The sequence below is a fragment of the Stenotrophomonas sp. 2YAF22 genome (assembly GCF_052114665.1).
In the GTDB taxonomy this organism is placed as follows: domain Bacteria; phylum Pseudomonadota; class Gammaproteobacteria; order Xanthomonadales; family Xanthomonadaceae; genus Stenotrophomonas; species Stenotrophomonas indicatrix.
In genome coordinates this window covers 1-2,907 of sequence record NZ_JBFRFE010000562.1, presented here as the reverse complement: position 1 = coordinate 2,907, position 2,907 = coordinate 1, and the positions used below count along the sequence as shown (strand labels likewise).

Genomic DNA, 2,907 nt, shown 5'->3' with positions numbered 1-2,907 from the left:
CCACGGCATAGCCTGCTGCAAGCAGGCTGGCGGTGCTGTCGTTGGCCGGCATCGGTGATGGCTGCGGCACGCCGACCGGCTCATAGCCATGCGCCAGCATTACCAGTTCGCCGTTCCAGCCGGTGGGCGCATCCAGACGCCAGCGTGCGCCCTGCAGTTCGCCGCTGAAGGTACGCGGCGTGGCGGGCGGCACGGCGGCCTGCGACACGTGCGGCAGCAGCAGGGCCAGTGCCAGGACCAGCCGGTGGAAGGTTCGCATCATGGTCTTTGCCCTGGCCGGTGCGGTCTGCGCGGAAGGTGCCGCCTGTATAGCGCTGCCCCTGCACGGTGGCTAGCCCCTGACGCAACGCAATCGAATTCGATACGATCTGCCGTATCTGCTCCCTTCCATTTGATCTGGGGTCCCGCCATGGTCGATCGCCTCGCCATCCTGCTCGAACGCTTCGCGGTCACCGCCTCGGTGTTCCATGCCGGCGCGCTGTGCGGCATCAACAGCCTGGAGGCCGAAGGCGACGCCGGCCAGCTGCACCTGGTGCGGCGCGGTCCGTTGCAGGTCAGTCATGGCACGCAGACGGTGCAGGTCGAGGTTCCCAGCCTGCTGCTGTACCCGCGCCCGCTGCCGCATCGCTTCCACACCGATCCACAGCACGGCGCCGACATGGCCTGCGCCAATCTCCATTTCGAAGGTGGCAGGCTCAACCCGATCAGTGCGGCGCTGCCCGACTTCATCTGCCTGCCCTTGGCCGATCTGTACGGCGGCCATGCCGCCCTGGAGCTGCTGTTCGAGGAGGCATTCGAGCAACGCTGCGGTCGGGCGGTGATGGTCAACCGCCTGTTCGAGGTGGTGATGATCCAGGTGCTGCGGCAGCTGATGGAAGGGGGCGAGATGCGCGGTGGCCTGTTCGCCGGGCTCGGTCATCCACGTCTGCGGTTGGCGCTGGTGGCGATGCATGAGGCACCGGCCCAGGCCTGGACGCTGGAAGATCTGGCCGACGTCGCAGGCATGTCACGCAGCGTGTTCGCCGCCAGCTTCCGTGAGGCCATGGGGACCACGCCCGGTCACTATCTGCAGGGGTGGCGGGTCGGCCTGGCGCAGCAGGCGCTGCGTCAGGGGCGACCGTTGAAACGGATTGCCGACGAGGTCGGCTATGGCAGCGAGGCGGCGTTGTCGCGGGCGTTCAAGGCACACACCGGGCAATCGCCACGGCAGTGGCGCGGACAGGCGCGCGTTGCCGCGAGCTGAGTGTCACCCCAGCGCGAGCCGGGTCAGCTTCATGCCGGCGAACAGCCCGGCCAGGCCAAGGGCGACCGAGCCGCCCGCGTAGAGTGCGGCCAGGCCATGCTGGCCCCGCTGCAGCAGCAGGCCGATTTCCAGCGAGAATGTGGAGAACGTGGTGTAGCCGCCAAGAATGCCGGTGGCCAGCAGCAGGCGCAGTTGCGGTGACGCGCCGTTGCGCAGGGCAAATGCCTCCACCACCACGCCCATCAGCAAGGCGCCGCTGATGTTGATCAGGAAGGTCGACCAGGGCCAGGAACTGCCGACGGCGACGCGGGCGCCGATCAGATTGCAGGCGTGACGCAGGCAGGCGCCGACACCGCCGCCCAGGAATACCAGCACATAGTTGTTCATCGTCTGCATTGCTTGCCTCGAGTGCGTGTTCGCAGGTTCGACGGCGTGCGCAATGGCGGGCAAGACCTGCCATCGACGAACGCCGGGTTCGTCGCAGCAGGAGCCATCAGCCATCTCAGGCGGTTATCGGGGGAGCCCCATCCCCATCGATCACCATGCTACCAGCCCGCGATGGGTCAGGGCAGGGCGGTCATCACCACGCGTGCGACCTTGCCGCGGCTGACCCCTTCCATCAGCAGGTCATGGGCCATCAGCCCCAGCGTGGCCTCGCGCCGGTAACCGACCTCCAGCCCACGCTCGGCAAGGATGTGGGCGACCAGCTCATAGGCCGCTTGCCACACGTCCAGATGGGCTTCGCTGGGCATGTGCATGTAGGCCGTGCCGCGCTCGCCGACACCCCGTCCCAACGGGCCGAACAGCAGTTCCCGTGGGTCCAGCTTCACCGCGTCGGCCATGCGGAACAGCTGTTCGGCTTTCACGTGATTGGCTTTGACGTGGTCGTTGAGCCAGTTGCTGACCGTCGCCGTCGTCGTGTCGGCGGCACGCGCCAGGTCGGCCGGGCGTGCATGCCCGGCGTCCTTCATGGCGACCGCGAGTCGTTGTCCAAGAGTATTCATCTATGCAAGCCAGCTTAACGCGTGGAATCGAAAGAGGCCTTGGCGCAAGAATAAGTTTGATGATGAAAGGGATCGAAAATGGACGAATTCTGGAGCAAGCGGCAGGTCCGCACGCGGCTCGGTTTTTCCACCGACGCAGAGCTCGCCAAGTTGTTTGGAATCAGCAGATCCGCTGTCTCGCAATGGCCCAGAGGCTTTCCCATCCCGCCGCTGAGGCGCTACATCCTGCAGCAGCGATACCCCGCGCTGTTCCCGGTGGATCAGAACTCGCAGGATGAAGCCGGATGAGATGCGTCGAGGGTTGTCGCGGAAAGACCGTTAAGAGTAATTCGCTAAGCATGCTTAGCAATATGGCCAGAATTGATCCACTTGCCGGCGGCGATGGCCTGATCTGTGATCGGCGCCCGGGTTCGCAGGTGGGCGATGTCGACATCGGCACGGAGATTCCCGATCCCCGTCGTTACGTCCTTTCATGAACGATTAATAATTTCAATCGCGAAAGTCGCGCCCTGTAATTGACGTGTCGTGAAATCTATGACTAATTGGCATCAACCGGTTGTGAAGGCCGGGAGTCTTTCAGTAGCTCGCAAGTGAATTGGTCGACCGTCAACGATGCAGAACAAGTCAAACGGAGGTCGTATGGAATACGGCATGCATGGC

4 protein-coding genes, 1 pseudogene and 1 riboswitch are annotated in these 2,907 nt (G+C 64.5%); of the genes and pseudogenes, 2 read left to right on the top strand and 3 right to left on the bottom strand.

From position 1 onward, the window contains the following. Nucleotides 1–259 (bottom strand): annotated as a pseudogene (locus tag AB4Y84_RS18175) (hypothetical protein); the annotation flags it as partial. Nucleotides 260–409: 150 nt separating this feature from the next. Between AB4Y84_RS18175 and AB4Y84_RS18170 the strand changes: the two are divergent. Continuing rightward, complete coding sequence (locus AB4Y84_RS18170) at nt 410–1,243, top strand: AraC family transcriptional regulator (protein WP_312786231.1); 834 nt, start codon at nt 410–412, stop codon at nt 1,241–1,243. A gap of 3 nt (nt 1,244–1,246) precedes the next feature. Here AB4Y84_RS18170 and crcB read toward each other — a convergent pair whose 3' ends face one another. After that, complete coding sequence (crcB, locus tag AB4Y84_RS18165; protein WP_363731080.1) at nt 1,247–1,639, bottom strand: fluoride efflux transporter CrcB; 393 nt, start codon at nt 1,637–1,639, stop codon at nt 1,247–1,249. An 81-nt stretch (nt 1,640–1,720) separates the two neighbouring features. Next, a riboswitch (Fluoride riboswitch) is annotated at nt 1,721–1,784 on the bottom strand. A 22-nt stretch (nt 1,785–1,806) separates the two neighbouring features. Continuing rightward, complete coding sequence (locus tag AB4Y84_RS18160; protein WP_363731081.1) at nt 1,807–2,247, bottom strand: helix-turn-helix domain-containing protein; 441 nt, start codon at nt 2,245–2,247, stop codon at nt 1,807–1,809. Between the two features lie 78 nt (nt 2,248–2,325). Here AB4Y84_RS18160 and AB4Y84_RS18155 point away from each other — a divergent pair, with 78 nt between their 5' ends. Beyond that, nucleotides 2,326–2,535 (top strand): helix-turn-helix domain-containing protein, encoded by a 210-nt coding sequence (locus tag AB4Y84_RS18155; RefSeq protein WP_442243700.1) that lies wholly within the window; start codon nt 2,326–2,328, stop codon nt 2,533–2,535. The last annotated feature ends 372 nt before the right edge of the window (nt 2,536–2,907 follow it).